This window comes from Streptomyces sp. G7(2002) (assembly GCF_028870195.1).
GTDB lineage: Bacteria > Actinomycetota > Actinomycetes > Streptomycetales > Streptomycetaceae > Streptomyces > Streptomyces nigrescens.
Genome location: NZ_CP102609.1, coordinates 2,428,335 through 2,453,704, shown reverse-complemented (window position 1 = coordinate 2,453,704; position 25,370 = coordinate 2,428,335). Strand labels below are relative to the sequence as shown.

The window sequence follows — 25,370 nt, the reverse complement described above, 5'->3', positions numbered from 1 at the left end:
GGCGCGGCACTGCGGTCCGATCGCTCATCAGGCCCGAAGCGCCGGCAGTTCGCCGGTGTGCTCGCCGGGGCGGGACTCCTCGCCCCGGAGATGCCGTGAGCCGCTCGAACCCTCGCCCGGCCCCGTCCCCACCCGGCCGGTTGCACCACTCCCCACCACCCGTCGCGCGTGCTGCGACGGGTGGTTTGCTGTACGGGGCCGGGCCCGGCGGACCGTTCAGCTGTCCGACGCTCACACCAGCGCGAACTGCCCCTCCGGGCCCTCCTCGTGGTGGTCGAGCACGGAGGCCGGACGACGCGCGGAGACCGGCGCCGGAAGGATGCCGGCCGCCCGCAGTTCACCCGCCGTCACCTGTGGCGCGTCCGCCGTCTGCCGCCCCAACTCCGCGCACTCCGGCCGGAGTTCGGACAGCAGTGCCAGTACGGTGATCAGCTCCAGCAGCTCCGAGGTCCACTCCTGGGGCCAGCTGGTGGGGCGCAGCGCGGCCAGTGAACCGGCCTCGGGCGGTTCCGCTCCCGCGCCGGTGCGCTCGGCATACCACGCCTCCAGGACACGGACGCCGCCCGCGTGGAAGTCCCAGGCGCCCGGCGGCACCGGCGAGATCCGGCCGCTGCCGAGGAGCAGCGCCTCCTCCTCCGGGTCGTAGCCGAGGGCCCCGGGCAGCCCGCGGCCGGGCAGTGCGGAGCGGACGTACGGGCGGCGGCCGCCCGGCATCCGGGGCCGCTCGCCCGACTGCCCGCCGTCCGCCCCGTGCCCATGGGCGCCCCGGGTGCCGAGCCACAGCAGCCGGGCACCGAGCGCGACGCCGCGGTCCCAGAGCTCCGGGTCGGTGGTGAGCGGGACCGTGCAGCCGTCGGGGGAGTGGTGGGCGCTCGCGGCGAGCCAGGCGAGCAGATCCGTCGGGCCCGCCGGGCGGTCCAGACGCCGGCCGAGCAGGGCGAGCAGGCCCGGGGCGAGGTTCGGCTCCCGGCCGCCGGGCCGCCGGTAGAGCGGGTGGATCCGTCCGGGGCGGCCGGCCGGCGACCGTCCGTCCGGCAGCAGGGCCGAGCACGTCACGGCGGGGCCGGGCAGCTGCGGCACCTGCCCCCACTCGACCGCGAACAGCTGGTGTGCGTCCGCGACCCGCCACAGCTCCGGGCGCGCACCGTCGATCAGCCGGTGGTCGGGCAGCAGCCACTGCTGGTCGAACGGGCCGTGCAGGATCCGCACCGGTTCGGGGCACGGTCCGCTCGCCCGGTGGAGCCGACCGGTCGGGGTGGCCTGGCCCGGCAGCTGGCCGACGGCGGAGTGCAGGGTCCGGGCCCGGGACGGCCGGAACAGCCGCTCGCGTTCGGCCGCGTCCCCGGCGGCCACCAGCGCCGCCCAACGGGCACGCAGTGTGGCCGGGTCCGGCGCCCGTACCCAGGAACGGCCGAGCCGCAGCGGCGCCACGGACCACGGCATGAGATCGGACAGCCGTGGCGCGTCCTGCTTCGCCGTCACGCGGAGCCCCTCCCGGACCGTTCGGTTGACCCCGGCATGGTATCCAGCGCCCCCGTGGCCGCACCGAATCCGCAGGCCATACCACTCTTCCAGGGCGGGCGCAGGCGGTCTTCCGCTTGCTGATCTTGACGGAGTACGGTCCTCGCCGTACGCCCGACCACGCGGTGCGGACCCGGCTCCGTCCCGCGCGCGCCGGGACCTGCTCAGGGGAGGACCGTCATGACGGACACCACCTCCTCCACGCCGGAACGGCGCGGGGGAACCCCGATCGGTGCCCGGGCCGCGGCACGGCTGGACCGGCTGCCGCCGTCCCGGTGGCACCGCCGGATCACCCTCATCGTCGGCATCGGCGCCTTCTTCGACCTCTACGAGATCTTCCTCGGCGGGGTGCTGGCCGCGGCCCTCGCCGAACAGTGGCACCTCGGGCACACCGCGAAGTCCTGGGTGATCGCCGCCGGCTTCCTCGGGATGTTCGTCGGGGCGAATGTGCTGTCGGTGCTCGCCGACCGTTTCGGGCGGCGCCGGATGTTCCTGGTCAACCTGGGGGCGTATGCGTTCTTCTCGCTGCTGTGCGCCGCCGCCCCGGACCTGTCCTGGCTCCTGGTGCTCCGCTTTCTGTCCGGCCTGGGGCTCGGCGCCGAACTCGTGCTGGTGGACACCTATCTCGCGGAGTTCCTGCCCCGGGCGGTGCGCGGCCGCTATATCGCCTGGGCGTACACCCTCGGCTTCGTCGGGGTTCCGGTCGCCGCGCTGCTCGGTGCCCGGCTGGTGGCCGCGCATCAGCTGTTCGGCATCGAAGGCTGGCGCTGGCTGCTGGTTGCCGGGGCGCTGGGCGCCGCGTTCCTCCAGCTGATGCGGCGCCAACTCCCGGAATCACCGAGGTGGTTGACGGTGCACGGGCGCGGCGAGGAGGCCGAGCGGATCGTGGCCGGGCTGGAGGAGCGAGTGGTCCGGGAGCGCGGCGGCAGCCTGCCGTCCGTGCCGGAAGCGGAGACCGTACCGGAGCGGAAGGTGCCGCTGGCGGAGATGTTCCGGGGCGAGCAGCGGCGGCGGACCGTCATGTGGTGGATCTTCCAGGTGCTGCAGACCGTCGGCTACTACGGCTTCGGGTCGCTGGCGCCGGTCGTGCTCACCGCGAAGGGCCACACCGTCACCGAGTCGCTGCTGTACGCGGCGTTGAGCTTCTGCGGCTATCCGATCGGCTCCGCGCTGTCCATCCCGCTCATCGACCGGATCGAGCGCCGGACACTGATCATCGCCTCGGCCCTGGGCATCGCCGGCTGTGGCCTGGCCTTCGGCTTCGCCACCGCCACCTGGGCCATCGTCACCTTCGGCTTCCTGCTGACGGTGTGCAGCAATGTCTTCTCCAACGCCTTCCACGTCTACCAGACCGAGCTCTTCCCGACCGGTCTGCGCAGCAGCGCCATCGGCATCGCCTACTCGCTGTCCCGCCTCACCTCGGTCGTCCTGCCGTTCGTCGCGCTGAGCGCCCTGACGAGCCTCGGGGCGGCCGCGGTCTTCACTGGCTCGGCGCTGCTGATGCTGCTGCTGTGCCTGGACGTGGCGCTCCTGGGGCCGCGTAGTACTGGGCGGAGCCTTGAGCGGATCTGAGGCCTTCCCACGTTTTCGGCTTTCCCGCCGTGGTGGCTTCTCGCCGTTGCGGGTCCGCTGCGCGGGGCTTGGGCGCGGGTGATGTCTGCGGGTGCCCTCGCCGTGGCGCCTGGCGGCGGGCGGGGTCCGCTGCGCGGGGCTGTCGGGGTGCGGTGACGGGCCTCCGGGGCCGGTGTGTGGGACTGCTTCGCTTTACGTCCCACACACCGGCCCCTCCGGCCCGTCCCCTCCCGTTGGTGGGTGGGAGAAGGGCCGGTGGGGTTTGCGTGAGTGGTCCGGTGCGGCTCGTGGGAGAGGTTTGAGGTTTACGGTGGCCCGCCCCCACTCCCGTTCACTGACTCCTCCCACGGGAGGGGACGGGCCGGAGGGGCCTGGTGTGTGGACGTAAAGCGAAGCAGTCCACACACCAGGCCCCGGAGGTCCGTCACCGCACCCGACAACCACCCGCCCGCCGCAGGCGCAACGGCGAGGAACCCGCAAGCGTCACCCGCGCCCACGCCCCGCGCAGCGGACCCGCAACGGAGGGGCACCTCCAAGCATCACCCGCGCCCAAGCCCCGCGCAGCGGACCCGTAACGGCGAGAAGTCCCACGGAGGGACAGCCGAAAACGTGGGAGGTCAGGCGTCCATCGTGACCGTGAACGAGAAACAGTCGCCCCGGTAGTGGATCCGCGCGACATCCACCGCGCGGCCGTCCTCGTCGTAGGTGACGCCCGTGTAGTGGAGGATCGGGCTGAGCAGTGGGATCTGGAGGAGCCGGGCGGTTTCCGGGTCGGCCAGCCGCGCCTCGACGGTGTCGGTGATCCGGCTGATCCGTACGCCGACCGCGTCCCGCAGCACCTTCGTCATCGGCCAGCGCAGCAGATCCGCCGGATCGATCGCCGCGGCGACCTCGGGGTGTACGTAGTTGTATGCGTGGTTGGTGGGCTCGCCGGTCTCCTCGTCGCTGCGCAGTCGGCGGAAGCCGGTCACCTCCGCCAGATCCGGGAAGTACTCGGACAGTTCGGGTGGAACCGCGGTGCGGCCGTGCTCCAGCAGCTCGGTGCTCATCCCGGACTGCTGGGCCACGATCGCGTCCACGGAACCCAGCAGCCGGACCGGCGCACCGCGTTGGGCGCTCGGCTCGATGAAGGTGCCACGGCGCCGGTGCCGGCTGATCAGGCCCTCCGTCTCCAGCTCCTTGAGGGCCTGGCGCATGGTCAGCACGCTCACGCCGTAGTGCGCGGCGAGCGCGTCCTCGGTGGGCAGCCGCAGCGGCGCCTCCGGGGAGCGGCCCAGTATGGAGGCGCGCAACGACTGCGAGACCTGATACCAGAGCGGCAGCTTGCGGTTCAGGGCGAGCGAGTCGGGAGCGAAGGTGGTCACGAGGCGTTCCCCGGTGTCACGGGCGGAAGTGGCGCTGGAGACCCTGCCATACGTCGTCATATCCGCGCTGCAGATGGCCGGCGTCCCGGGCCTGCTCGGTCAGGGTCAGCGGCCAGCGGGTCTCGAACATGAAGGCCAGCCCGTCGTCGATCTTCTGCGGCCGCAGCTCGGCGGCGCTCGCCCGGTCGAAGGTCTCCCGGTCCGGCCCGTGCGCCGACATCATGTTGTGCAGCGAGCCGCCGCCCGGGACGAAGCCCTCCGCCTTGGCGTCATAGGCGCCTTCGATCAGGCCCATGTACTCGGTCATCACATTGCGGTGGAAGTAGGGCGGCCGGAAGGTGTCCTCGCCGACCAGCCAGCGGGGCGCGAAGGCCACGAAGTCCACGCCCGCCAGGCCCGGGGTGTCGGAGGGGGAGGTGAGGACGGTGAAGATCGACGGGTCGGGGTGGTCGTAGCTGATCGAGCCGATGACATTGAAGCGGCGCAGGTCGTAGACGTACGGGACGTGGTTGCCGTGCCAGGCGACGACATCCAGGGGGGAGTGGTCGTAGGTGGCCGTCCAGAGGTTGCCGCAGAACTTGTTGACGACCTCGACGGGGCCCTCGACGTCCTCGTAGGCGGCGACGGGGGCGCGGAAGTCACGGGGGTTGGCCAGGCCGTTGGCGCCGATCGGGCCGAGGTCGGGGAGCTGGAAGGGCCGGCCGTAGTTCTCACAGACATAGCCGCGGGCGGTCGCGTCCAGCAGTTCGACGCGGAAGCGGACACCACGCGGGATCAGCGCCACTTCGCCCGGCGCGGCGTGCAGCAGACCGAGTTCGGTGCGCAGCAGCAGCCCGCCCTGCTCCGGCACGATCAGCAGCTCGCCGTCCGCGTTGCCGAACACCCGCCGGTCCATGGAGGTGTTGGCGTAGTAGAGGTGGACGGCCATACCGGTGCGCTGGGTGGCGTCGCCGTTGCCGCCCAGGGTCCACAGGCCGTCCAGGAAGTCGGCCGGGCCGGCGGGCTCGGGCAGCGGGTTCCAGCGCAGCCGGTTGGGGTCGGGGGCGCAGTCGGTGAACGGCGCCGAGCGGACCGCGTGCTGCTCGGCGCGGACGAAGGGCGGATGGGCGGCCGACGGGCGGATGCGGTAGAGCCAGGAGCGCAGGTTGTGGCTGCGGGGTTCGGTGAAGGCCGAACCGCTGAGCTGCTCGGCATACAGGCCGAGCGGCGCCCGCTGGGGGGAGTTGCGGCCCACCGGCAGCGCGCCCGGGACGGCCTCCGAGCTGTGCTCGTTGCCGAAGCCGGTGAGGTACGCCAGCCCTTCCGCCGTCTTCCTCGCCTGCTCGTTGCCCGTGCCTGTCATCGCGTGCTCCCGCCGCTCAAGGAATCCTATGCAAGACCTTAGGATTGCGGTGGGGAGGCGTCAACGGAGAGTCCCGGCCGCGTCGGCCGGATCGCTGCGCTCGTGCACGCCCGCCCCGGCGGCGGGCAGGATGGTCGGGTGCAGCAGCCGACCCCCCGCCCCGCCCTGCCACCCGCGTCCCTGCGCCGTGCGCCCGTCCAGCAGCGCAGCGCCCAGCGGCTGGCCAGAATCCTCGACGCCTGCGCCGAGGTGCTGGAGGAGACCGGGTACGAGGACCTGAGCACCCGCGCCGTGGCCGGCCGGGCCGGGGTCCCGATCGGCTCCGTCTACCGCTTCTTCCCCAACAAGCGCGCCATGGCCGAGGCTCTCGCCCGGCGCAATCTCGACGCCTATGCGGACCGCATCACCGCCCGGCTGACCGCCCCGGCGCACACCCCGCTCCCGTGGCGCCATGCGATGGATGTGGTGGTCGACGAATACCTCGCCATGAAGCGGACGGTGCCGGGCTTCGCCCTGGTGGAGTTCACCGTCCCCGCCCCGAGCGCCACCCGGCAGGCCAATTACGAGGTCGCCGACCGGCTGCTGGCCCTCTTCGCCGGCCCGCTCGGACTGGACGCCGCCGACGAGCGGCTGCGCACCGCCTTCCTGGTGGGCGTCGAGACGGCCGATGCGCTGCTCCAGCTCGCCTTCCGTACGGACCCGGACGGCGATCCGGCCCTCGTCACGGAGACCAAGCTGCTGCTGCGGTCCTATCTGGCGCGCTATCTGGACGGGGCGGACGCCGGGGAGGGGTGAGAGCGGGGGAGGGGCGGCGGTCCGGCCGTTCGCCCGGCGGGATTCCGCCGTGGGGCTTCCCTCATGCCAACCGGTCGGTATGGTCGGAACGGTACGCAGCCTGCCGCCACCGCCACCGGCACCGTCCCCGGGAGAGACCGATGACCCGTACCGCTCTGCGCATCTGCCCGCTCTGCGAGGCCACCTGCGGGCTGACCCTCACCGTGGACGGCGACCGGGTGACCGCGGCCCGCGGTGACCGCGACGACATCTTCAGCCGGGGCTTCCTCTGCCCCAAGGGCGCCGCCTTCCCGGAGGTGGACGCCGACCCCGACCGGCTCGGCCGGCCCCTGGTGCGGCGCGACGGGCAGCTGACGGAGGCCACCTGGGACGAGGCGTTCGCCGCCGTCCAGGCCGGACTGCGCCCGGTCATCGAGGAGCACGGTCCCGATTCCGTCGCCGTGGTGCTCGGCAACCCCAATGTGCACACCGTCGCCGGCGCCCTCTACCCGCCCGTGCTGCTCGCCGGCCTCCGCTCCCGCAGCGTCTTCACCGCCTCCACCGTCGACCAGATGCCCAAGCACGTCTCCAGCGGACTGCTTTACGGTGACCCGCTGGTGATCCCCGTACCCGACCTGGACCGCACCGATCACCTGCTGGTCATCGGCGCCAACCCGCTGGACTCCAACGGGAGTCTGTGCACCGCACCCGACTTCCCGGGCCGGATCAGGGCGCTGCGCCGCCGCGGCGGACGGCTGACCGTCATCGACCCGCGGCGTACCCGTACGGCCAAGCTGGCCGACGAGCATCTCGCGGTCCGGCCCGGCACCGACGCCCTGCTGCTCTTCGCGATGGTCCATGTCCTCTTCGCGGAGGGTCTGGTGGACCTGGGAGAGCGGGCGGAGCACCTCGGCCGGCTCGATGAGGTCGAGCGGCTGGCGGCGGACTTCCCGCCCGAGGCGGTCGCCCCGCTGTGCGACATACCCGCCGAGCGGATCCGGCGGCTGGCCCGCGAGCTGGCCGCCGCGGAGACCGCCGCGGTGTACGGCCGGATCGGCTCCACCACCGTCGAGTTCGGCACCCTCACCAGCTGGCTCGTGGACCTACTCGCCGTCCTCACCGGGAACTTCGACCGCCCCGGCGGCCTGATGTTCCCGCTCTCCGCGACCGGTCCGGCACCCCGCCCGGCCGGGCCCGGCCGCGGATTCGCCCTGGGGCGCTGGCACAGCCGGGTCTCCGGCCACCCCGAGGCCAAGTCCGAACTGCCCATCGTCGCGCTGGCCGAGGAGATCGACACCCCCGGCGAGGGCCGCGTCCGGGCCGCCCTCGTCATCGCCGCCAACCCGGTTCTCTCCGTCCCGGACGGCGACCGTCTCGACGCCGCGCTCGCCTCGCTCGACTTCATGGTGAGCGTCGACCCGTACCTCAACGAGACCTCGCGGCACGCCGATGTCGTGCTGCCGCCGCCCCCGCCCTCCCGCAGCCCGCACTTCGACTACGCCTTCAACGCCCTGGCCGTGCGCAACCAGGCCCGCTATACCCGGCCGGTGCTCCCGCTCGCCGACGGGCGGCCCGACGAGTGCGAGATCCACGCCCGGCTGATCCTGTGCGCCGGCGGCCAGGACGGCGCGGACCCCGGCCTGGTGGACACCATGGTGATCGACACGGCGCTCGGCAAGGCCGTGAGCGATCCGCACTCTCCCGTGTACGGGCGCCAACCAGCCGCACTCGCACAGGAGTTGACCGGACTGACCGGCGCCGAACGGCGGCTGGACATGATGCTGCGGCTCGGCCCGTACGGCGAGGGCTTCGGCGCCGACCCCGGCGGGCTGACCCTCGACCGGCTGCTGGCGCACCCGCACGGCATCGACCTCGGCCCGCTCGCGCCCCGGGTGCCCGGTGTGCTCAGGACGCGCAGCGGTGCCGTGGAACTGTGCCCCGGGCCGATCGCCGCCGAAGCGGCCCGGCTGCGCGGCCGGCTCACCGAAAGCCCCGACGGTGTGCTGCTCATCGGCCGCCGCCATCTGCGCTCCAACAACAGCTGGCTGCACAACGTCCCGGCGCTGACCGGCGGCAGCAACCGCTGCACGGTCCAGGTGCACCCCGACGACGCGGCGCGGCTGGAGCTCACCGACGGCGGTCTGGCGCGGCTGACGGGGGACGGCGGTGCGCTGGAGGTGCCGGTGGAGATCACCGAGGCCGTGCGCCGCGGGGTGGTGAGCCTGCCGCACGGCTGGGGCCACGACCGGCCCGGCACCCGGCTGGCGGTCGCCGCCGCCGACCCCGGCGTCAATGTCAACCAGCTGAACTCGGGACGGCTGCTGGACCCGCTCTCGGGCACCGTGGTGCTCAACGGTCTGCCGGTTGTGCTCACGCCCGTCCGGTGACATCCCTATTGACCTGGGGTTTTGCTCGTATTGCTCGCGCGTCAAGGCCTTGTTAACAAAACTTTGCGGGACCTAACGTCGCCTGAACCGCCACCCCCGGCAGATGTTCAAGGGCGAACGTGAGGTAACTCCCAATGCTGACAATCCTCGGATTTGTCATGATCGCCGCCTTCCTGGTGCTGATCATGATGAAGAAGATGTCACCGATGGCAGCGCTTGTGCTGATCCCAGCGCTGTTCTGCGTCCTGGTCGGACAGGGCGCGCACCTGGGCGACTATGTCCTCAAGGGCATCGGTGACCTGGCCCCCACTGCCGCGATGCTGATGTTCGCCATCATCTACTTCGGGGTGATGATCGACGTCGGTCTCTTCGACCCGATCGTTCGCGGCATCCTCAAGTTCTGCAAGGCCGACCCGGTGCGGGTGGTGGTCGGTACGGCGCTGCTCGCCGCGATCGTCTCGCTCGACGGTGACGGCTCCACCACCTTCATGATCACCGTCTCGGCGCTCTACCCGCTCTACAAGCGGCTGAAGATGAGCCTCGTGGTGATGACCGGTGTCGCCGCCACCGCCAACGGCGTGATGAACACCCTCCCGTGGGGCGGCCCGACCGCCCGTGCCGCCACCGCGCTCAAGCTCGACGCCGGCGACATCTTCGTCCCGATGATTCCCGCCCTGGCCGTCGGCCTGGTCGCGGTCTTCGCCCTCGCGTACGTCCTCGGCCGGCGCGAGCGCAAGCGGCTCGGTGTGCTGACCCTCGACGACACCCTCGGCGACACCCGGCCGGTGACCGGGACCGTGCCCGAGAAGGAGGCCGAGCAGGTTCTGGTCGGCGCGGGCACCGGAGCCACCGGCGGCACCCCGGCCGGTACGCGGCGCACCACCGGCGGCACCCCGGCCGGTACGCGGCGCACCACCGGCGGTGCAGACACCGGCGCCGACGACGCGCCGGCCGCCGGCTCCGGAGAGCAGGCCGACGAGGACGACGGCCTCCAGGTCCTGGACCCGCAGCGCGCCACCCTGCGCCCCAAGCTCTACTGGTTCAACGCCGCGCTCACCCTCGCGCTGCTCACCCTGCTGATCATGCAGACGCTGCCGATCCCGGTGCTCTTCCTGATCGGTGCCGCCCTCGCGCTCACCGTCAACTTCCCGCACATGAAGGACCAGAAGGCCCGCGTCGCCGCGCACGCCGAGAACGTGCTCAACGTCTCCGGCATGGTCTTCGCCGCCGCCGTCTTCACCGGGGTGCTCACCGGCACCGGCATGGTCGAGCACATGGCCCGCTGGCTGGTCAGCGGCGTCCCCGACGCGCTCGGCCCGCACATGGGCATCGTCACCGGAGTCCTCAGCATCCCGCTGACCTACTTCATGTCCAACGACGGCTTCTACTTCGGCATCGTGCCGATCCTCGCCGAGGCCGGTGCCGCCCACGGCGTCGCTCCCATCGAGATCGCCCGCGCCTCCCTCGTCGGCCAGGCCCTGCACATGTCCAGCCCGCTCGTCCCCGCCGTCTACGTCCTCGTCGGGATGGCCAAGGTCGAGTTCGGCGACCACACCAAATTCACCGTCAAATGGGCCGCGCTGACCTCCCTTGTGGTCCTGTGCGCCGGTGTGCTCTTCGGCATCATCTAGATGACCGGCACCGACACCCGGAGGCCCGGCAGGGGATGGCTGCTGCGTCTGGTCCTCACCTTCTCCTTCGCGCAAGGAGCGGTGAGCATGGCCAGGCCGGCCGTCTCCTACCGGGCCCTCGCCCTGGGCGCCGACGAACGCGCCATCGGCGTGATCACCGCCGTCTACGCCCTGCTGCCGCTGCTCGTCGCCGTCCCGCTCGGCCGCCGCACCGACCACGGCCGCTGTGCCCCGCTGCTGGTGACCGGGGTGGCGCTGATCAGCGGCGGCTGCGCGCTCAGCGGCCTGGCCGGCTCGCTGCCCGCGATGGCCGCCTGGAGCGGGGTGATGGGTCTGGGGCACCTCTGCTTCGTCATCGGCGCCCAGTCGATCGTCGCCCGCCGCAGCGCCCCCGAGGACCGCGACCGCAACTTCGGCCACTTCACCATCGGCGCCTCCCTCGGCCAGCTCATCGGCCCGGCCGCCGCCGGGCTCGTCATCTCCGAGCACGACGGCCGGATGGCCCCGACGAGCGCCACCGCCCTGCTGGTCTCCGGCGCCGTCGCCGCCGTCTCCTACGCCTCGCTCTGGCGCCTCGAACAGCGCGCCCGCACCGTCCCGTCCGGCGCCCCGGCCCCGGCGGCCGGACCGCCGGCCCCGGTCCGCGGCATCCTGCGGACCCGGGGCGTACCGGCCGGCATCTTCATGAGCCTGGCCGTGCTCTCGGCCACCGACATCCTCACCGCCTACCTCCCCGTCATCGGCGAGGACCGCGCCATCGCCCCCACCACCATCGGTCTGCTGCTCAGCCTGCGGGCCGCGGCCACCATCGCCTGCCGGCTGGTGATGACGCCGATGATCCGGTGGCTGGGGCGCACCGCGCTGATGGTGGTCAGCTGCGCGCTGGCCGGTGTGCTGTGCGGCGGTCTGGTGCTGCCGGTGCCGGTGTGGGCGCTGGCCGCGATGCTGCTCGCCCTCGGCTTCTGTCTCGGCGTCGGCCAGCCGCTGTCGATGACGACGGTCGTGCAGGCCGCCCCCGAACGGGCCCGCAGTACGGCGCTGGCGCTCCGCCTCACCGGCAACCGCCTCGGCCAGGTCGCCGCCCCGGCCGGCGCCGGACTGCTCGCCGGGGTCGCGGGCACCGCCGCGCCCTTCGTCCTGCTCGGCGCGCTGCTGCTGGCCTCCGCCGCGTTGGCCGCCCGTACGGGCCCGGAGCGGGGCGGCGGCACCACACCCGGCGCGGGCGGGGGGCCCGCGCCGGCGGTGAAGGCGACCGGGCCGGCCGCGGAGGGCGAGGCCGCGCCGGCCCCGGAAGAGGAGGCCGGGCAAGGGCGGGTGGGCCACGGCACCGGCGGCCCGCAAGCCTGCCCGCAAACCCGCCCGCAAGCCCGCCCGAAGGGACCGTAAGCAGACCCGAAGGGAACCATAAGCGCAGCTCGGCAGGGTGGTGTGCACAGCGGGTCCGGCATCGGGCCGGGCCCGCACCGCAGGTGAGGAGCACACCATGAGCAACGCCCACGACCCCCGCACCCCGGTGACCGTGCTCGGCCTCGGCGCCATGGGCAGCGCACTGGCCGGCGCCTTCGTCGGGGCCGGGCACCCCACGACGGTGTGGAACCGTACGCAGGGCAAGGCCGAGGATCTGGTGGCGCGCGGCGCGGTCCGCGCGGACACGGTGGCCGAGGCGGTGGCCGCCAGTCCGCTGGTGATCGTGTGCGTGGTGGACTACGCCGCGGCCCACGAGATCCTGGAGCCGGCCGGTTCCCGGCTGTCCGGCCGGGTCCTGGTCAACCTGACGTCCGACACCCCGGAGCGCGCCCGCTCCGCCGCCGCCTGGGCCGCCGGGCACGGCATCGACTACCTCGACGGCTCGGTCATGGTGCCGACGACGGACGTCGGGCAGCCCGGCGCGACCCTCCTCTACAGCGGCTCACGGCAGGCCTTCGAGACGTACGAGGAGACGCTGAAGGTGCTGGGCGGCCGGGCGGCGTACCTCGGCGACGACCACGCCATGGCCGCCGTGTACGACCTCGCCCTGCTCGCCTTCTTCTACTCCGCGATGGCGGGCCTGGTGCACGCCTTCGCACTGGCCGGCGCCGAGAGCGTCCCGGCCGAGGAGTTCGTCCCCTTCACGGGGGCGATCGCCGACATCCTGCCGCCCCTCGCCGCGGGCATGGCGCAGGATCTGGACCGCGGGGTCCTCCGGGGCGACCAGGACAACATCGTCATGGAGGCAGCGGGCATGGCGCACATCATCGAGGCCTCCGTGGACCGCGGGATCAACACCGATGTGCTCGCCGCCGTCAAGGGCCTCGCCGACCGGACCATCGCCGCGGGCCACGGCAAGGCGGGATTCCTCAGCATCATCGAGGAAATGCGCAAGCCGTCCGCCAAGGGGTGAGGGCGGGGCCTCGTCGGGCGTCGAAGTATGCGGAGCGGGGCCGCCCGCAGAAGATCACGGGGCGTTCATGGTTCAGCCGCCGCAGCCGTCGATGTCGTCATCACATCCGTCCACGTCGTCGGGAGCGATGGTGTTCAGGCGCCACAGGACGAGGCCGGTGCCGCTCCGCACCGTGTCGACACGGGCCGTGAAGGGGGCGCCCGGGGGGATGTTGAACTGATCGGCCTCACGGTCCCCGCAGCCGATTCCGTAGGCCTGCTCCGCGTCGCCACGCGTCAATGTGAGGGTGAGTTCCTCAACGCCCCTTGCGTCGCAGGTGATGTCGAGGCGGTACCACCGCTTCCCCGGTGCCTGGAATGTCTTGTTCACTCCGCTCGCGATATGTGCGGACCCGGACCCGGAGCGTTGCGGATCGCTGCCGTCCTCGTCATGAGCGTCCAGAGCCCGTTCCGCGCGTTGCATGGCATCGTCGGACTCCCATGGTCTGCCGCTGTCCGGTGCTGAGGTCTTCAGCTCTTCGTGCGTCTCCGGGGGCTTTACCGACGGGGTGCCCTGACCCGGGGGCTCTTTTCCCGCATCGACGGCACACCCGGAAAGGAGAATGGTGAGGGCGGCGCCGAGCGGGACGAGGCGGTACAGATGCATGTGAACCTCAGGCATAGGTGATTGCCGGAGGCGGGAGCCCCGTACAGCACTCCCGCCTCCGGTGCGAGTTGCCCGATGGTGGCCCCGTCGACATCTTTCCGCAATGTGGAATGCTTGCTTTCGGACTTGCGAGGGGAGTCGATGCCGGCAGGCGGTCGATCGGCGGGCCGGTGTGCTGGTGCAGGCTCCTGGACCGCGAACATGCCGCGAGGTCACGACCGCCCAGTCGGCCTCTCGTGGCCACCGTCACCCCACCTCAGGGGGCGGGGTCCCTGGCGGCGCAAAACTACCGGCGCTAGTTTAGGGCGGATGACCACCGGCCGGCGCGGGAGGACCACGACGTGAAGCAGCACGACGCGATGTACATCGACGGAAGCTGGCGGCCCGCCGAGGGCGGCGGGACGATCGAGGTCGTCAACCCGGCCGATGAGCAGGTGATCGCGGTCGTCCCGGCCGGCTCCGCGCAGGACGTGGACGCCGCCGTACGGGCCGCCCGCGCCGCCCTGCCGGGCTGGGCGGCCACCCCGCCGGGGGAGCGGGCGGACCGGCTGGCCGCACTGCGCGATCAGCTCGCCGCCCGGGCCGGGGAGGTGGCCGCGACCGTCACCGCCGAGCTCGGCTCGCCGCTCGCCTTCAGTACGGCGGTGCACGCCGGAGTGCCGGTCGCGGTCTGCGGCTCGTACGCCGAACTGGCCCGTACGTACTCCTTCGAGGAGACGCTCGGCAACTCCACCGTGCTGCACGAACCGCTCGGCGTGGTCGGCGCGATCACGCCGTGGAACTACCCGCTCCACCAGATCGTCGCCAAGGTCGCCCCGGCGCTCGCGGCCGGCTGCACGGTGGTGCTCAAGCCCGCCGAGGACACCCCGCTGGTCGCCCAGCTGTTCGCCGAGTGCGTCGATGCGGCCGGGATACCCGCGGGTGTCTTCAATCTCGTCACCGGCCTCGGCCCGGTCGCCGGACAGGCGCTCGCCGAGCACGACGGGGTCGATCTGGTCTCCTTCACCGGCTCGACGGCCGTCGGCAGGCGGATCGGTGCCCTCGCGGGCGGCGCGGTCAAGAGGGTCGCGCTGGAGCTGGGCGGCAAGTCCGCCAATGTCATCCTGCCCGGCGCCGACCTGCCCAAGGCCGTCGCGGTCGGCGTCGCGAACGTCATGGCCAACTCCGGCCAGACCTGCAGCGCCTGGACCCGGATGCTGGTCCACCGGGACCACTACGCCGAGGCGGTGGAGCTGGCGACCGCGGCCGCCGCGAAGTACGTACCCGGCGAGAAGACCGGTCCGCTGGTCAACGCCGCCCAACGGGACCGGGTGCGCGGCTATGTCGCGCAGGGCATCGCCGAGGGCGCGCGGGTCGTGGCGGGCGGCCCGGAGGCGGCCGTCCCCGGGACGGGCTACTACGTCGCACCGACCGTCTTCGCGGACGTCACCCCGGAGATGACCATCGCCCAGGAGGAGATCTTCGGCCCGGTCCTGTCGATCCTGAAGTACGAGGACGAGGACGACGCGGCCCGGATCGCCAACGACACGATCTACGGGCTGGCCGGTGCGGTCTGGGCGGGCGACGAGGCCACAGCGGTCGCCTTCGCCCGGCGCCTGCACACCGGGCAGGTCGACATCAACGGCGGCCGCTTCAACCCCCTTGCCCCGTTCGGCGGTTACAAGCAGTCCGGCGTCGGCCGGGAGCTGGGCCCGCACGGCCTGACCGAATATCTGCAGACCAAGTCGCTGCAGTTCTGATCCGGCCGGGCGGCGGGGGCCACAGCGTCCCCCGCCGCGAGGCCCGCCCGTCCCGCCCGCCGCCCCGCGCACCGAGGAGTCCTTGTGGTCCGCGCCGCCGTACTGCCCGCCGTCAACGCCCCCCTGGAGATCACCGAGATCGACCTGCCCGAGCCCGGCCCCGGCCAGGTCCGCATCCGGCTCGCCGCCGCCGGCGTCTGCCACTCCGATCTCTCCCTGTCCAACGGCACCCTGCGCCAGCCCGCCCCGGCCGTCCTCGGGCACGAGGGCGCGGGCACCGTCACCGCGGTCGGCCCCGACGTGACCACGGTGGCCCCCGGCGACCAGGTCGTCCTCAACTGGGCGCCGTCCTGCGGTGACTGCCACTTCTGCGGCCTTGCCGAGCCCTGGCTGTGCGCGCATTCCGGCCTCGCCGCGAATGCCCCGTACGCCAGGCGTGCCGACGACGCCACCGAGCTCTACCCCGGCCTGGGCACCGCCGTGTTCGCCGAGGAGACCGTGGTCTCCGCACGGGCCGCGCTGCCGCTGCCGGACGGGGTGCCGCTCGCCGATGCCGCGCTGCTCGGCTGCGCGGTGCTCACCGGCTGGGGCGCCGTGCACCACAGCGCCCGGGTGCGCGCGGGGGAGTCGGTCGTGGTCTTCGGCGTGGGCGGGGTGGGCCTGGCCACGCTGCAGGCCGCGCGGATCGCGGGCGCCGGCACGGTCGTGGCCGTGGACGTCTCGCCGGAGAAGGAGGAGCTGGCCCGCTCGGCGGGCGCCACCGAGTTCCTGGTGGCGGGCGACGACACCGCCAAGCGCGTCCGCAAGCTCACCGGCGGTATGGGCGCCGATGTCGCCGTGGAGTGCGTGGGCCGCGCCGACACCATCCGTACGGCCTGGTCGGCGACCCGCCGCGGCGGCCGTACGACGGTCGTCGGCATCGGCGGCCAGGACCAGCAGGTGTCCTTCTCCGCCCTGGAACTCTTCTACTTCGGCCGCACCCTCTCCGGCTGCGTCTACGGCAACACCGACCCCGCCCGCGACCTCCCCCTCATCGCCGGACACATCCGCTCCGGCGCCTTCGACCTCTCCACCCTGGTCACCGACCGGATCGGTCTCGCCGACATCCCGGCCGCCTTCGACGCCATGCTGGCGGGCAAGGGAGGGCGGGCGTTGGTGGTCTTTTAGGTGAGGGGCGGGGCCGGGGCGCAGGGCCCCGGCCCCGCATTCAGGGGGGTGCCGAAAACTCGTGCTGCGTGGTCCGTTGACGCCGTACCGGCCGGTCGGTACGGTCGCCCGACATCACGGCGCCGCCCCCCTCCCCTCCCGCACCCCTCGGAGTGTGCACGCATGGACACGGCCCCCTCCGCGCCACACGGCAACACCGGTACGCCGCCCTCCACCCGCAGCCGCCGCAGGGTCGCCACCGCCGCGGCCCTCGCCTCCGCCGTCGAGTGGTACGACTACTTCGTCTTCGGCATCGCCGCCGCACTCGTCCTCGGCCCCGCCTTCTTCCCTTCGGGCAGCGAGGCCGCCGGTGTGCTCGCCTCCTTCGCGACCTTCGCGGTGGGCTTTCTGGCCCGTCCGGTCGGCGGTGTGATCGCCGGTCAGCTCGGGGACCGGCACGGCCGTAAGCCCATGCTGGTGCTCGCCCTGACCGTCATGGGGCTGGCCACCACCGCCATCGGCCTGCTCCCTTCGTACGACACCATCGGGCTGGCCGCGCCGATCCTGCTGGTCGTCCTGCGGCTGCTGCAGGGCATCGCGGTCGGCGCCCAGTGGGGTGGCGCGATGCTGATGGCCACCGAATACGCCCCCGAGGGCAAACGCGGGCTCTACGGCTCACTGGTGCAACTCGGCGTCCCCCTCGGCGTGATCACCGCCAACTCCGCCTTCCTGCTGGCCGGCGCGCTCACCGACGAGCGGTCCTTCAGCACCTGGGGCTGGCGGCTGCCCTTCCTCGTCGGCGTACTGGTGCTCCTCCTCGCCCGCTACATCCACACCCGCGTCGAGGAGACCCCCGCGTTCCGGGCCGCGGAAGAGAAGCTGGCGACGGCCGAGCAGGCCGCCGCGGCACGCCGTTCCCCGCTGCGCGAGATCCTGCGGTACCACCTCCGCACGGTCCTGCTGGCCGGCGGCTCGTTCGCGGTCAACACCGCCACCTTCTACATCCTCATCACCGGCGTCCTGGACTACGCCACCCGCGAGCTGGACATGCGGCGCACCTCCGTACTGGCCGTCTCGCTGCTGGTCAGCCTCACCCAACTCGCCATGATTCCCGCCGCCGCGGCGCTGTCCGACCGGATCGGCCGGCTGCGGGTCTACGCCGCGGGCGCCGTCGGACTGCTGCTCTGGGCGGTGCCGATGTTCCTGCTCATCGACACGGCGTCGCTGGTGTGGCTGGCCGTCGGCACCTTCGTCTGCAGCTGCTTCCTGAGCATCATGTACGGGCCGCAGGCCGCGCTGTTCGCCGAACTGTTCACCGCCGAGATGCGCTACACCGGCGCCTCGCTCGGCTATCAGATCAGCGCCATCCTGGGCGGCGGACTCGCGCCCTTCGTGATGGTGCTGCTGCTGGAGGCGAGCGGCACCTCGATGGCGGTGTCCGGCTACATCATGGCGCTGTCCGTCATCGCGCTGGTGTCCATCTGGCTCCTGATCCGCCGCGCCGGGACGACACCCGCACCGGGTGGTGGGGCGGAGCCGGGGGCGACGAAGGTTCAGGGGTGACGGCCGCGCAGGGGGTGACGGCCGCCCAGGGGGTGTCGTCCGTCGAGAGGTGATGCCTGTCCAGAGGCGACGGTTGCCCAGAGGCGACGCCCGCGGCTTTCCGGCGCCCCGCCGCCCTCAGCGGCCCTCCGGCGGTACGAGGTCCGGGTGTTGTAGTGCCAGGCCGTCCACCAGGGCCCGCAGGCCGGTTTCGAATGCGCCCTCGTCCACCTGGCGTTGGTGTTCCGCGAGGAGATGCGCCTGGCCCAGGTGGGGGTAGTCGGCGGGGTCGTAGGCGCTCGGGTCGTCGACGAAGCCGCGGGCGAAGGAGCCCAGTGCGGAGCCGGCCACGAAGTAGCGGACCATGGCGCAGACCCTGGTGGCCTGGGCGGGCGGCCAGCCCGCCTCCACCATTCCGCCGAACGCCGCGTCGGCCATCTTCAGGCCGGCGGGGCGGCGGCCGGGGCCCTGGGCGAGGAACGGCACGATGTGCGGATGCGCGGCGAGCGCCGCGCGGTAGGAGCGGGCCCAGTCGAGCAGCCCGGTGCGCCAGTCCGTGCCGGTCTCGAACGCCGACACATCGACCTTGGCGATGACCGTGTCGGCCACCGCGTCGAGGATCTCGTCCTTGGTCGTGAAGTGGTTGTAGAGCGACGGCCCGCTCACGCCCAGCTCCGCCGCCAGGCGCCGGGTGGAGAGCGCCGGAAGCCCCTCGGAATCGATGAGCGCCAGCGCCGTGGAGACGATGCGCTCGCGGCTCAGAAGGGGCTTGCGGGGTCGGGCCATGACGCACATAGTAGAGGCTGCCCACCAAAAACTAGCAGTGCTAATTAACTGTTCTTGTCCATGTGCTCGTCCACGTTCTCGTCCACAAGGGGCCCGAGATGAACCTGGAGCTCAGCGCGGAGCAGACCGCGGCACGGCAGCTCGCCAAGGACTTCACCGACCGCGAGATCACCCCGTACGCCACCGCCTGGGACCGCGCGGAACAGGTCGACCGCGGCATCGTGAAGAAGCTCGGCGACCTCGGCTTCCTCGGGCTCACCGTCCCCGAGGAGTACGGCGGCTCGGGCGGCGACCACCTCTCGTACGTCCTGGTCACTGAGGAACTGGGCCGCGGGGACTCCTCGGTGCGCGGCATCGTCTCGGTCTCCCTGGGGCTGGTGGCCAAGACCGTCGCCGCGTGGGGCGACGAGGAGCAGAAGCGGGCTTGGCTGCCGCGGCTCACCTCCGGCGAGGCGGTCGGCTGCTTCGGTCTGACGGAGCCGGGCACCGGATCCGACGCCGCGAACCTCACCACCCGGGCGGTCCGCGACGGGGACAGCTATGTCATCGACGGCGCCAAGATGTTCATCACCAACGGGACCTGGGCCGATGTGGTGCTGCTCTTCGCCCGCACCGGCGACGCCCCCGGCCACCAGGGCATCAGCGCCTTCCTCGTACCCGCCGACAGCCCCGGACTGGAGCGCCGCGAGATCCACGGGAAGCTGGGACTGCGCGGCCAGGCCACCGCGGAGCTGGTCCTGGACGGCGTACGGGTTCCGGCCGCGGCGATGCTGGGCCCCGAGGGCAAGGGGTTCTCGGTCGCGATGTCCGCGCTGGCCAAGGGCCGGATGTCGGTCGCGGCCGGCTGTGTGGGCATCGCCCAGGCCGCCCTGGACGCCGCGCTCGGCTACGCGGGCGAGCGTGAGCAGTTCGGCAAGCCCATCGCCCGGCACCAGCTGGTGCAGGAGCTGATCAGCGATATCGCCGTGGACGTGGATGCCGCTCGGCTGCTGACCTGGCGGGTCGCCGATCTGATCGACCGCGGCGAACCGTTCGTCACCGCGGCGTCCAAGGCCAAGCTCTTCGCCTCCGAGGCCGCGGTGCGCGCCGCCAGCAACGCCCTCCAGGTCTTCGGCGGCTACGGCTATATCGACGAGTACCCGGTCGGCAAGCTGCTGCGGGACGCCCGGGTGATGACCCTGTACGAGGGCACCAGCCAGATACAGAAGCTGGTCATCGGGCGGGCGCTGACGGGGGTCTCCGCCTTCTGACCCGTATGTGGAGACGTCCGGCCTGACCCGCGAGCCCGGGCGTCCCGGCCTGTGCGTCCGGATGTCTGACCCGTACGATCACGGGGAACCCGCTCGCACCCCGCCCGCACCCGCCGAGCCCTAAGCGCTTGCTCAGCGGCGCGATATGGTGTTCGATCCGTCAGAGGAGGGTCCCTGGCGGGTCGAGGAGCGGGGTGCGCGATGGGTGCGGCGGCGGAGCGGGCCAAAGAGGAGAACGAGGAATGGGCCGGGGTGACCCCGGACGCCGCGCGACGGCTGGTCAGCGCCGCCGTCGAGGCCTTCGCCGAACGCGGCTACCACGCCACCACCACCCGTGACATCGCCGGCCGGGCCGGTATGAGCCCGGCCGCCCTCTACATCCACTACAAGACCAAGGAAGAGCTGCTCTACCGCATCAGCGGCATCGGCCACGAGAAGGCGCTGCGCATCATGGGCGCCGCCGCCGAGGCCGGGGGCAGCGCCACCGAGCGGCTCCGCGACGCCGTCCGCACCTTCGCCCGCTGGCACGCGGAGCACCACACGACCGCCCGGGTCATCCAGTACGAACTCCAGGCGCTGAGCCCCGAGCACTACACCGAGATCACCGGACTGCGCCGCCGGACCGACCGGTTGCTGCGACAGGTCATCCAGGACGGCGCCGACAGCGGGGAGTTCCGGGCCGACGACGTACCGGGCACCACCCTCGCGGTGCTGTCGCTGTGTGTGGACGTGGCCCGCTGGTTCACCTCGGACGGCCCGCGCACACCCGACGAGGTCGGCACCCTCTACGCCGACCTCGTGCTGCGCATGGTGGGTGCGCCGCCGGTCGCCTAGGGGCCCCTGGGGCGAACCCGCCCCGGTGCCCCGTGCTACAGGTAGAAGCGGCTGACCGTCTCCGCGACGCAGACCGGCTTGTCGCCGCCCTCGCGTTCGATCGTGACGACCGTGGCGAGCTGCACGCCGCCGGACACCTCGGTCACGTCCGCGATCCTGGCCGTGGCGCGCAGCCGCGAGCCGACCGGCACGGTGGCGGGGAAGCGCACCTTGTTGGTGCCGTAGTTGATGCCCATCTTCACGTTGTCGACCCGCATCAGCTGCGGGACGAGGGCGGGCAGCAGCGACAGCGTCAGATAGCCGTGCGCGATGGTGGTGCCGAAGGGGCCGGCCGCGGCCTTCTCCTGGTCCACATGGATCCACTGGTGATCGCCGGTGGCCTCGGCGAACAGATCGATCCGCTTCTGGTCGATCTCCAGCCAGTCGCTGGTGCCCAGCTCCTCACCGACCGCGGCCCGCAGTTCGTCGAGCGATCCAAACACTCGGGGCTCTGCCATCTCTTGTCTGCCTCCTCGGGATCCGTCCGCCGTTGGCGCGCATCGGCCGACGCTTACTAAGCGCTTGCTCAGAATGCGGAGTGCGGGCACCCGCTGTCAATGGCCGGACTGCCTCTAGGGTTGAAGCGTGCCCCAGCTTCCGTACAAGGTTCATGAGCTCTCCGTCGGCCAGCTCTCCGCGCGTAGTGGCGCCGCGGTGTCCGCGCTGCACTTCTACGAGTCCAAGGGGCTGATCAGCAGCACCCGGACGGCGGGCAACCAGCGCCGCTACAGCCGTGACGCACTGCGCCGGGTCGCGTTCGTACGGGCGGCGCAGCGGGTCGGCATCCCGCTCGCGGTGATCCGCGACGCGCTGGCGGAGCTGCCCGACGAGCGGACCCCCAACCGCGCCGACTGGGCCCGGCTCTCCGAGGTCTGGCGCTCCGAGCTGGACGAGCGGATCAGCCAACTCGTCGAGCTGCGCGACCGGTTGACCGACTGCATCGGCTGTGGCTGCCTGTCGCTGGAGAAGTGCGCGCTGTCCAATCCGTACGACAACCTCGGTGAGCAGGGGCCCGGCGCGCGGCGGCTGCGGGTCGACCGGAGCGTCAGGGACCCGGAGGGGGCACAGCGGCGCGCCGGCGGTGAGCAGCAGCCCGGACCGGCGCTCCGGGACCAGCCGGACGAGAAGGACGCGCAGGCCGCGCAGGACGTGCAGGACGTGCAGGACGAGCCTTACGGGCAGGGGTGCTGTCCGGAGGAGCGCTGAGCGCGGGCGCGCTCGCCCCGGGGTGGGACGAGCGCGCGGACTCCGGTCTCCGTCACCACATGGACGGGGTGCGCCCCGCCCATGGGCGGGCCTGCTCCAGCTGCGCCGACAGCGCGATCAGGGTGGCCTCGTCGCCGTACCGGCCGGCCAGCATCACCCCGATCGGCAGGCCCGCGGCGTTCCACTGCAGCGGGACGTTCACCGCGGGCTGACCGGTGGCGTTGTAGAGCGCGGTGAACGGGGTGAACGCGCCGAGGGCGGCGAACTCGGCCTGGGGATCGGCGTCATCGCGCAGCGCGCCGACCTCGGCCGGCGGCGCGGCCAGGGTCGGGGAGAGGATCACGTCGTAGCCGCCCGGCGGCATCAGACCGTCCGCCAGGGACTGGGCGAGCATCCGGAACGCATACATCGAGCGGGTGAAGTCCGTACCGGAGACCTCGGCGCCGCGCTCGCGCAGATAGCGGGTGAGCGGCATCAGCAGCTCCTCGCCCTCCGGCGGCACGGGGCGGCTCGCGGCCAGCACCGACCAGACGCGGGTGAAGGCGAGCAGGATGCTGTCGTCGGAGGGCAGCGACAACTCCTCGACCTCATGGCCGAGTCCGGTCAGCAGGGCGGCGGTCTCGGTGGTGGCGGTACGGCAGTCGGGGTGGACCTCGATGCCGGGGACGGGCGCCTCGGTGAGGCAGGCGATCCGCAGCCGCCCCGGGTCGCGGAGGGCGTGGGCGGCGAAGGTCTCCCCGGGCGGCAGCGGCGGTGCCGTGAACGGGTCGCCGGGCATCGGCCCCGCCAGGACGTCCAGCAGGGTGGCCGCGTCGGCGACCGTTCGGGCCAGCGGGCCCGAGGTGGCCAGGCCCGAGACGTCGTGCAGCAGCGGGCCGCTGCTGATCCGGCCGCGGCTGGGCTTGATGCCGAAGAGCCCGCAGACCGAGGCCGGTATCCGGATCGAGCCGCCGCCGTCGCTGGCGTGCGCGACGGGCGCCAGACCGGCGGCCACGGCCGCGGCGGCCCCGCCGCTGGAGCCGCCCGCCGAGCGCGCCAGGTCCCACGGGGTGCGGGCGGGCGGTGCGAGGCCGTTCTCGGTGTAGCAGGGCAGCCCGAATTCGGGGGTGTTGGTCTTGCCGAGCAGAATCGTGCCGCCCGCCCGCAGCTTGCCGACCACATGGTCGTCGACGGTCGGCACATGCTCGGCCAGCGCCCGGGAACCCATCGTGCAGCGCACCCCCGCGACCTGGTTGAGGTCCTTCACCGGGACGGGGACGCCGTGCAGCGGCGGGAGTTCACGGCCCTCGCGGCGGGCCGCGGTGGCCTCGCTCTCCGCGTCCGAGGCCTGTTTGCGGGCGAGGTCGGGGGTGCGGGTGAGGAAGGCGCCGAGTGTGTCGTCGAGCCGCTCGATCCGCGCGAGGAAGTGCTCGGTGATCTCCACGGGGGAGAGCTCCCCGGACCGGATTCCCTGGGCCTGTTCTAGCGCGGTCAGATCGTGCAGTTCGGCCATGGACGTCCACCCTCTCCTACGGGCGCCCGCGCGGCCCTGGTGCCGTACGGGCAGGAGGGCCGACGTCCGCCGGGCGCGATGCCGGTGGGGGTGGTCAGCCCGTGAACAGTTGTTTCAGTTTGAGGGACAGTTCGTAAAGGCCGTAGAGGAACGGAATGCCCACCCACAGCCAGACGAGGACGAGAAGCAGGGCGCGGCGGGTGGTCACTGCTCGGCTCCCTTCGGGGTGGCGGTGCCGGCCGCGGACCGCGCGCCGGGCGCGGGCGGTTCATGGTGGCGGGGGTGCACGGGGCGGATCAGTTCGTTGGCGGCGAAGCCCACGGCCAGCAGGCCGATCATGATGAAGAACGAGGTGGTGTAGAGCTCCGGGCCGCTGCGGCCGGCGGACTTCCGCGCGTCCGCCACGGCATTGACGATCAGCGGGCCGAGGATGCCCGCCGTGGACCAGGCCGTCAGCAGCCGGCCGTGGATCGCGCCGACCTGGTAGGTGCCGAACAGGTCGGTCAAGTACGCCGGGACGGTGGCGAATCCGCCGCCGTAGAAGGAGAGGATCACCACCGCGCAGGCGATGAACAGTGGCTTGGAGGAGTCGCTGGCCAGCGCGATCAGCAGATACATCAGGGCGCCGACGCCGAGGTAGAGACGGTAGATGTTCTTGCGGCCCACCAGGTCGGAGGCCGAGGACCAGACGATCCGGCCGAGCATGTTGGCCAGCGAGAGCATGCCGACGAAGCCGGCCGCCGCCGAGGCGCTCACCGGTGCCGCGGTGTGTGCGAAGAAGTCGGAGATCATCGGGGCGGCCTTCTCCAGGATGCCGATGCCCGCCGTGACATTCATGCAGAGGATGACCCACAGGCACCAGAACTGCGGGGTGCGCAGCGCGCTGCGGGCGGAGACCTGGGCGGTGGTGACGAGCGCACGGGCCGCCGGGGTGCCGGGGGCAGGGCCGGCGGGCGGCCGCCAGTCGTCGGCCGGGACCCGCACCAGCAGCACGCCGAGGGTCATGAAGACGCCATAGGACAGGCCCATGACCAGGAAGGTCCCGGCGATACCGGAGGTGTCCGAGCCGAGGCCGGCGAGGAGCTGGGCCGACCAGGGTGAGGCGATCAGCGCGCCCCCGCCGAAGCCCATGATGGCGATACCGGTGGCCATACCGGGCCGGTCGGGGAACCACTTGATGAGGGTGGAGACCGGGGAGATGTAGCCGATGCCCAGGCCGATGCCGCCGAGGAAGCCGTAACCGAGGACGATGAGGGGGTAGCGGCCGGTGGCCGCGCCGAGGGCGGCGACCAGGAAGCCGGCGGAGAAGCAGACCGCCGAGACGCACATCGCCCAGCGCGGGCCGTTGCGTTCGACGAGCGTGCCCCCGAACGCGGCGGACAGCCCCAGCATCACGATGGCCAGCTGGAAGGGGAGCGCGGAGGCCGTCCCGGACAGCTGGAGGGAGGACTCCAGGGGCGGTTTGAACACGCTCCAGGCGTAGGCCTGCCCGATGGCGAGGTGGATGGACAGGGCGGCGGGCGGGACGAGCCAGCGGCTCCATCCCGGAGGGGCGACGCTGCGGGAGCGGGCGAGCGCGAGCATGGGGCGGAACGTATCCCGCAAGGGGCCGGTCCGGGAAGGCCTCTCGGCCAAAGCCGTTGTAGCGGCCATCAGTTGGGCGGGGAGGGGCGCCGTCGCTGTCTGCCGCGCGGGCATCGGTGAGCGTGGCCGGTGACCT

21 protein-coding genes are annotated in these 25,370 nt (G+C 72.5%); 12 read left to right on the top strand and 9 right to left on the bottom strand.

Translation table 11 applies throughout. From position 1 onward, the window contains the following. Window positions 1-231: 231 nt before the first annotated feature. On the bottom strand, window positions 232-1,482 hold the full coding sequence (locus NUT86_RS09925; protein WP_274734722.1) for a type ISP restriction/modification enzyme: 1,251 nt from the start codon (window positions 1,480-1,482) through the stop codon (window positions 232-234). Window positions 1,483-1,701: 219 nt separating this feature from the next. On the opposite strand from NUT86_RS09925, the gene NUT86_RS09920 reads away from it, so the two are divergent. After that, window positions 1,702-3,093, top strand: a complete 1,392-nt coding sequence (locus tag NUT86_RS09920) for an MFS transporter (protein WP_274734721.1) — start codon at window positions 1,702-1,704, stop codon at window positions 3,091-3,093. Window positions 3,094-3,710: 617 nt separating this feature from the next. On the opposite strand, the gene NUT86_RS09915 is transcribed toward NUT86_RS09920, so the two are convergent. Both NUT86_RS09915 and hmgA read right to left on the bottom strand, forming a co-directional pair. Beyond that, window positions 3,711-4,457, bottom strand: coding sequence for a GntR family transcriptional regulator (locus NUT86_RS09915; RefSeq protein ID WP_018087871.1), 747 nt, complete (start codon window positions 4,455-4,457; stop codon window positions 3,711-3,713). Window positions 4,458-4,473: 16 nt separating this feature from the next. Further along, window positions 4,474-5,799, bottom strand: a complete 1,326-nt coding sequence (gene hmgA, locus NUT86_RS09910; RefSeq protein WP_159490119.1) for a homogentisate 1,2-dioxygenase — start codon at window positions 5,797-5,799, stop codon at window positions 4,474-4,476. A 138-nt stretch (window positions 5,800-5,937) separates the two neighbouring features. Here hmgA and NUT86_RS09905 point away from each other — a divergent pair, with 138 nt between their 5' ends. The 5 genes from NUT86_RS09905 (at window position 5,938) to NUT86_RS09885 (ending at window position 12,971) form a co-directional block, all read left to right on the top strand. Continuing rightward, window positions 5,938-6,594 carry a TetR/AcrR family transcriptional regulator gene (locus tag NUT86_RS09905; RefSeq protein WP_159490117.1) on the top strand — a complete coding sequence of 219 codons (657 nt, stop codon included), beginning with the start codon at window positions 5,938-5,940 and terminating at the stop codon, window positions 6,592-6,594. A gap of 140 nt (window positions 6,595-6,734) precedes the next feature. After that, window positions 6,735-8,960, top strand: coding sequence for a molybdopterin-dependent oxidoreductase (locus NUT86_RS09900; RefSeq protein WP_274734720.1), 2,226 nt, complete (start codon window positions 6,735-6,737; stop codon window positions 8,958-8,960). Window positions 8,961-9,094: 134 nt separating this feature from the next. Then, window positions 9,095-10,591, top strand: a complete 1,497-nt coding sequence (locus tag NUT86_RS09895) for a CitMHS family transporter (RefSeq protein ID WP_274734719.1) — start codon at window positions 9,095-9,097, stop codon at window positions 10,589-10,591. Continuing rightward, a complete protein-coding gene (locus NUT86_RS09890) occupies window positions 10,592-11,977 on the top strand; it encodes an MFS transporter (RefSeq protein ID WP_274734718.1) in 1,386 nt (461 codons plus the stop codon). A 97-nt stretch (window positions 11,978-12,074) separates the two neighbouring features. Further along, entirely contained in the window at window positions 12,075-12,971 is an 897-nt protein-coding gene (locus NUT86_RS09885; RefSeq protein WP_159490109.1) for an NAD(P)-dependent oxidoreductase, read from the top strand. 72 nt (window positions 12,972-13,043) lie between these two features. Here the strand turns inward: NUT86_RS09885 and NUT86_RS09880 are convergent, their stop codons facing one another. Next, the gene (locus NUT86_RS09880) at window positions 13,044-13,616 is read right to left on the bottom strand and encodes a hypothetical protein (protein WP_159490107.1); all 573 of its coding nucleotides are present in this window, start codon (window positions 13,614-13,616) and stop codon (window positions 13,044-13,046) included. A gap of 341 nt (window positions 13,617-13,957) precedes the next feature. Here NUT86_RS09880 and NUT86_RS09875 point away from each other — a divergent pair, with 341 nt between their 5' ends. The 3 genes from NUT86_RS09875 to NUT86_RS09865 all read left to right on the top strand — a co-directional run bounded on the left by NUT86_RS09875 (window position 13,958) and on the right by NUT86_RS09865 (window position 18,064). Further along, the gene (locus NUT86_RS09875) at window positions 13,958-15,355 is read left to right on the top strand and encodes an aldehyde dehydrogenase family protein (RefSeq protein ID WP_159490105.1); all 1,398 of its coding nucleotides are present in this window, start codon (window positions 13,958-13,960) and stop codon (window positions 15,353-15,355) included. Window positions 15,356-15,439: 84 nt separating this feature from the next. Beyond that, entirely contained in the window at window positions 15,440-16,522 is a 1,083-nt protein-coding gene (locus NUT86_RS09870) for a zinc-binding dehydrogenase (RefSeq protein WP_159490103.1), read from the top strand. A gap of 162 nt (window positions 16,523-16,684) precedes the next feature. Further along, window positions 16,685-18,064 (top strand): MFS transporter, encoded by a 1,380-nt coding sequence (locus NUT86_RS09865; protein WP_159490101.1) that lies wholly within the window; start codon window positions 16,685-16,687, stop codon window positions 18,062-18,064. Between the two features lie 117 nt (window positions 18,065-18,181). Here NUT86_RS09865 and NUT86_RS09860 read toward each other — a convergent pair whose 3' ends face one another. After that, the gene (locus tag NUT86_RS09860; RefSeq protein WP_148589326.1) at window positions 18,182-18,829 is read right to left on the bottom strand and encodes a TetR/AcrR family transcriptional regulator; all 648 of its coding nucleotides are present in this window, start codon (window positions 18,827-18,829) and stop codon (window positions 18,182-18,184) included. 98 nt (window positions 18,830-18,927) lie between these two features. Between NUT86_RS09860 and NUT86_RS09855 the strand changes: the two genes are divergently transcribed. Together NUT86_RS09855 and NUT86_RS09850 are read left to right on the top strand one after the other, a co-directional pair. Beyond that, window positions 18,928-20,079 (top strand): acyl-CoA dehydrogenase family protein, encoded by a 1,152-nt coding sequence (locus tag NUT86_RS09855; RefSeq protein ID WP_159490099.1) that lies wholly within the window; start codon window positions 18,928-18,930, stop codon window positions 20,077-20,079. A 201-nt stretch (window positions 20,080-20,280) separates the two neighbouring features. After that, window positions 20,281-20,913 (top strand): TetR/AcrR family transcriptional regulator, encoded by a 633-nt coding sequence (locus tag NUT86_RS09850; protein ID WP_018087856.1) that lies wholly within the window; start codon window positions 20,281-20,283, stop codon window positions 20,911-20,913. A 35-nt stretch (window positions 20,914-20,948) separates the two neighbouring features. Here the strand turns inward: NUT86_RS09850 and NUT86_RS09845 are convergent, their stop codons facing one another. Next, on the bottom strand, window positions 20,949-21,410 hold the full coding sequence (locus NUT86_RS09845) for a MaoC family dehydratase (RefSeq protein ID WP_026169316.1): 462 nt from the start codon (window positions 21,408-21,410) through the stop codon (window positions 20,949-20,951). Window positions 21,411-21,537: 127 nt separating this feature from the next. Here NUT86_RS09845 and soxR point away from each other — a divergent pair, with 127 nt between their 5' ends. Next, window positions 21,538-22,158, top strand: a complete 621-nt coding sequence (gene soxR / locus NUT86_RS09840) for a redox-sensitive transcriptional activator SoxR (RefSeq protein ID WP_274734717.1) — start codon at window positions 21,538-21,540, stop codon at window positions 22,156-22,158. 52 nt (window positions 22,159-22,210) lie between these two features. Here the strand turns inward: soxR and NUT86_RS09835 are convergent, their stop codons facing one another. The 3 genes from NUT86_RS09835 to NUT86_RS09830 all read right to left on the bottom strand — a co-directional run bounded on the left by NUT86_RS09835 (window position 22,211) and on the right by NUT86_RS09830 (window position 25,234). Next, window positions 22,211-23,650, bottom strand: a complete 1,440-nt coding sequence (locus tag NUT86_RS09835) for an amidase (protein ID WP_018087853.1) — start codon at window positions 23,648-23,650, stop codon at window positions 22,211-22,213. Window positions 23,651-23,744: 94 nt separating this feature from the next. Next, window positions 23,745-23,858, bottom strand: a complete 114-nt coding sequence (locus NUT86_RS40615; RefSeq protein ID WP_018087852.1) for an MFS transporter small subunit — start codon at window positions 23,856-23,858, stop codon at window positions 23,745-23,747. Continuing rightward, window positions 23,855-25,234, bottom strand: a complete 1,380-nt coding sequence (locus NUT86_RS09830) for an OFA family MFS transporter (protein ID WP_274734716.1) — start codon at window positions 25,232-25,234, stop codon at window positions 23,855-23,857. The genes NUT86_RS40615 and NUT86_RS09830 overlap by 4 nt, the downstream gene beginning before the upstream one ends. Between the last annotated feature and the right edge of the window lie 136 nt (window positions 25,235-25,370).

Excerpts from the sequence above, each read along its gene's own strand:
- NUT86_RS09830 (WP_274734716.1), bottom strand. The coding sequence starts at position 25,234 with ATGCTCGCGCTCGCCCGCTCCCGCAGCGTCGCCCCTCCGGGATGGAGC.
- NUT86_RS09845 (WP_026169316.1), bottom strand. The coding sequence starts at position 21,410 with ATGGCAGAGCCCCGAGTGTTTGGATCGCTCGACGAACTGCGGGCCGCG.
- NUT86_RS09865 (WP_159490101.1), top strand. The coding sequence starts at position 16,685 with ATGGACACGGCCCCCTCCGCGCCACACGGCAACACCGGTACGCCGCCC.
- NUT86_RS09855 (WP_159490099.1), top strand. The coding sequence starts at position 18,928 with ATGAACCTGGAGCTCAGCGCGGAGCAGACCGCGGCACGGCAGCTCGCC.
- NUT86_RS09850 (WP_018087856.1), top strand. The coding sequence starts at position 20,281 with ATGGGTGCGGCGGCGGAGCGGGCCAAAGAGGAGAACGAGGAATGGGCC.
- hmgA (WP_159490119.1), bottom strand. The coding sequence starts at position 5,799 with ATGACAGGCACGGGCAACGAGCAGGCGAGGAAGACGGCGGAAGGGCTG.
- NUT86_RS09900 (WP_274734720.1), top strand. The coding sequence starts at position 6,735 with ATGACCCGTACCGCTCTGCGCATCTGCCCGCTCTGCGAGGCCACCTGC.
- NUT86_RS09835 (WP_018087853.1), bottom strand. The coding sequence starts at position 23,650 with ATGGCCGAACTGCACGATCTGACCGCGCTAGAACAGGCCCAGGGAATC.
- NUT86_RS09880 (WP_159490107.1), bottom strand. The coding sequence starts at position 13,616 with ATGCATCTGTACCGCCTCGTCCCGCTCGGCGCCGCCCTCACCATTCTC.
- NUT86_RS09860 (WP_148589326.1), bottom strand. The coding sequence starts at position 18,829 with ATGGCCCGACCCCGCAAGCCCCTTCTGAGCCGCGAGCGCATCGTCTCC.
- NUT86_RS09920 (WP_274734721.1), top strand. The coding sequence starts at position 1,702 with ATGACGGACACCACCTCCTCCACGCCGGAACGGCGCGGGGGAACCCCG.
- NUT86_RS09895 (WP_274734719.1), top strand. The coding sequence starts at position 9,095 with ATGCTGACAATCCTCGGATTTGTCATGATCGCCGCCTTCCTGGTGCTG.
- NUT86_RS09885 (WP_159490109.1), top strand. The coding sequence starts at position 12,075 with ATGAGCAACGCCCACGACCCCCGCACCCCGGTGACCGTGCTCGGCCTC.
- NUT86_RS09890 (WP_274734718.1), top strand. The coding sequence starts at position 10,592 with ATGACCGGCACCGACACCCGGAGGCCCGGCAGGGGATGGCTGCTGCGT.